Genomic DNA, 2,672 nt, shown 5'->3' with positions numbered 1-2,672 from the left:
GCTTTGCTGCCCTCCCCACGAGGGGGAGGGAGACGATGGAACCGAGATGTCGGTGTGAGGTTCTCCCTCCCCCTTGTGGGGAGGGATCAAGGGTGGGGGTGGGCCACGCGCTCGGAATCTAGCGTGGATCCGGCCCGCTCGGCCGCTGCTTCAGCACCACATCCAGCTCGAGCAGCCGCCCCTGCCGCAGCAGCTGCAGCCGCACCCGCCGGCCGATGGCGTCGGCGGTGAGCATCCGCAGCAGCGGACCTGGGCCTTCGACCGGCCGTCCATCGAGGCTCAACAGCACATCGCCTTCGCGCACCCCGGCCCGGGCCGCCGGACCATCCCCGACGATCGAGTGCAGCACCGCCGCCGTCCGCGTGCCGACATGCGCGGCATCGGCTACCCGACGTGGCAGGTTCACCGTGTCGGCGGCGACGCCGAGATAGGCGCGCCGCACCCCGCCATGCTGCAGCACTTCACCCAGCACCAGCTTCACCGTGTTGCTGGCCACCGCAAAGCAGATGCCCTGCGCTCCGGCGATCATCGCCGTGCTGATCCCCACCACCTCGCCGAGGCTCGAGACCAAGGCTCCACCCGAGTTCCCTGGATTGAGCGCCGCATCGGTCTGGATCACGTCCTCGATCGGTCGCCCCGATGGCGAGCGGAGGCTCCGCCCCAGCGCCGAAATGACGCCTGCCGTGACGGTCGACTCAAAGCCCAGCGGATTGCCGATGGCGATGGCGATATGGCCGCGCTTCAGCCCGCTGCTGTCGCCCAGCGCGGCGATCGGCAGCGCGCTGCCATCGACCTTGAGGATGGCAAGATCGGTGTCGGGGTCGGCGCCCAGCACCCGTCCGGCCAGCCGGTGACCGTCGGGCAACGCCAGGTGGACATCCTTGTGGGCGCCGACCACGTGCGAGTTGGTGACCACCAGCCCATCCTGCGACAGCACCACGCCCGAGCCGTGGCCCTTGCCATCGGTGGTGACCATGCCTACCGCCGGCCCGACGGTCTCGGCGACCTCGGAAACGGTGAGCGAATAGACATCGAGCAGGCGTTGATCAGTAGGGAAGGGCAGGGGCTGAGCCATCGGGATGCTCCGGCAGTTTCGGGTGCGACAAATGTGGGTTTCGCGGCCGCGGCCCGCGATCCTGCCCATATGGGGAGCTTTCGAGCCGCCGGGTCCGGGCGCAAGTTTTCGTCAACAAACGCAATCAGGCCACTCACATGTCCTTCCCCGAACTCCAGGCGCTTTCCGCTTCCCTCGCGTCGCTCACCGCCAGCGTCGCCCCTCGCATTATCGCCCTCCAGGGCCGCGACGGCCGTGAACTCTCGGGCTTCATCTGGCGCACCGGGCTCGCCATCACCGCCGATGAAGTGCTGGAGGGTGACGACGAGATCGCCGTGCTCGGCGCCGATGGCAAACCCGCCACCGCGCAGATCATCGGCCGCGATCCCAGTACCGATGTAACGCTGCTGAAACTCGAAACCGGCGATTTCCCCGACTGGACTCACGCTTCCCTGCCGGCGCCCGGCTCGCTCGCTGTGCTGGTCGGCCGCGGCGAGGATTCGGTGCTGTCGGGTCTCGCCTCGGTCACCGAGGTCGGCGCCGCCTGGCGCAGCATGCGCGGCGGCGAGATCGACGCGCGCATCACGCTCGGGCTTCGGCTGTCGCCGCGCAGCGAAGGCGGCGCGGTGGTGGCGCCCGATGGCAGCCTGATCGGCATGGCCGTCACCGGCGCCCGCCGTCGCACCATCGCCATTCCGGCTTCCACCATCGCCCGCTCGGTGGCCACGCTCAGCGAAAAGGGCTATATCCCGCGCGGCTGGCTCGGCGTCAGCCTCCACCCGCTGGCAGCGGCGGGCGGCGCCATCGTCGTCGGTATCGAGCCGGCGAGCCCGGCCGCCAATGGGGGCTTCCTTGTTGGCGACATAATCACCACATGGGGTGGAGCAGCGGTGCATTCGGTCAGCGAGGTCGCCGATCGCCTGAACGCCGGCACCGTCGGTAAGACTATCAGCTTGGGAGTGCAACGCGGTGGCAGTGCATTGGAACTCGAGATCACTATCGGCGAACGTCCGCGGAGCTGAAGCTTCGGTTGGGCAGTCCGTTCTCGGCGGGCTGGTTCTCGGCGTCGCCTTCGATCTCACCGACCCGGCTCTCGAACAGGTGCTCCGCACTCTGATCGCCGGCCGGCATGATCTCTACGAAGCCGACGCCGAAGAGGCGGCGGTGACAATTACCGATCGCCCGGCCGCGCTGGGCGGCGTCACCGGTGCGCACCGGGTGCTGCGTGTCGGCGCCGATGAAGCACGCCGTAACGCCATCGACAGCCTCGATCCGGGCCTGATCCTCGCCGCCGCCCTGCTGATCGGTGCCGGCTATGCACTGGAGCGCGAGACGGTCGAGCGCGCCAGCAATGAGCGGCTGCCCGCCTCGCTCCTGCCGCGCCTCAGTCAGCGCGAACGCCAGGTGGCGGAACTCCTGGTCGACGGCGCCTCCAACAAGGTGATCGCCCGTGCCCTCGATATCTCGGTGCACACGGCAAAGTTCCACGTCACCGCCATCCTCGAAAAGCTCGGCGCCCGCAACCGCGCCGATGCGGGCTCGCTCTGTCTCCTATACCCATCTGACTCTGCCGTCGAGACATCGCGTCTACATATCGCTCGTAGCAGGTGCGCTGAAA

3 protein-coding genes are annotated in these 2,672 nt (G+C 68.5%); 2 read left to right on the top strand and 1 reads right to left on the bottom strand.

The features are described from left to right. Window positions 1–118: 118 nt before the first annotated feature. Window positions 119–1,075 carry a S1C family serine protease gene (locus tag VW23_RS08210; protein ID WP_069909092.1) on the bottom strand — a complete coding sequence of 319 codons (957 nt, stop codon included), beginning with the start codon at window positions 1,073–1,075 and terminating at the stop codon, window positions 119–121. Between the two features lie 137 nt (window positions 1,076–1,212). On the opposite strand from VW23_RS08210, the gene VW23_RS08205 reads away from it, so the two are divergent. Together VW23_RS08205 and VW23_RS08200 are read left to right on the top strand one after the other, a co-directional pair. Next, window positions 1,213–2,076, top strand: a complete 864-nt coding sequence (locus VW23_RS08205; protein ID WP_069909091.1) for a S1C family serine protease — start codon at window positions 1,213–1,215, stop codon at window positions 2,074–2,076. Beyond that, window positions 2,024–2,672: helix-turn-helix transcriptional regulator (locus tag VW23_RS08200; protein ID WP_244513468.1), on the top strand; the 649-nt coding region annotated here is incomplete at its 3' end. The genes VW23_RS08205 and VW23_RS08200, both read left to right, overlap by 53 nt.

Source organism: Devosia insulae DS-56 (assembly GCF_000970465.2).
GTDB classification, from domain to species: domain Bacteria; phylum Pseudomonadota; class Alphaproteobacteria; order Rhizobiales; family Devosiaceae; genus Devosia_A; species Devosia_A insulae.
This window is presented reverse-complemented; position numbering and strand designations above follow the sequence as displayed.

Excerpts from the sequence above, each read along its gene's own strand:
- VW23_RS08210 (WP_069909092.1), bottom strand. The coding sequence starts at position 1,075 with ATGGCTCAGCCCCTGCCCTTCCCTACTGATCAACGCCTGCTCGATGTC.
- VW23_RS08205 (WP_069909091.1), top strand. The coding sequence starts at position 1,213 with ATGTCCTTCCCCGAACTCCAGGCGCTTTCCGCTTCCCTCGCGTCGCTC.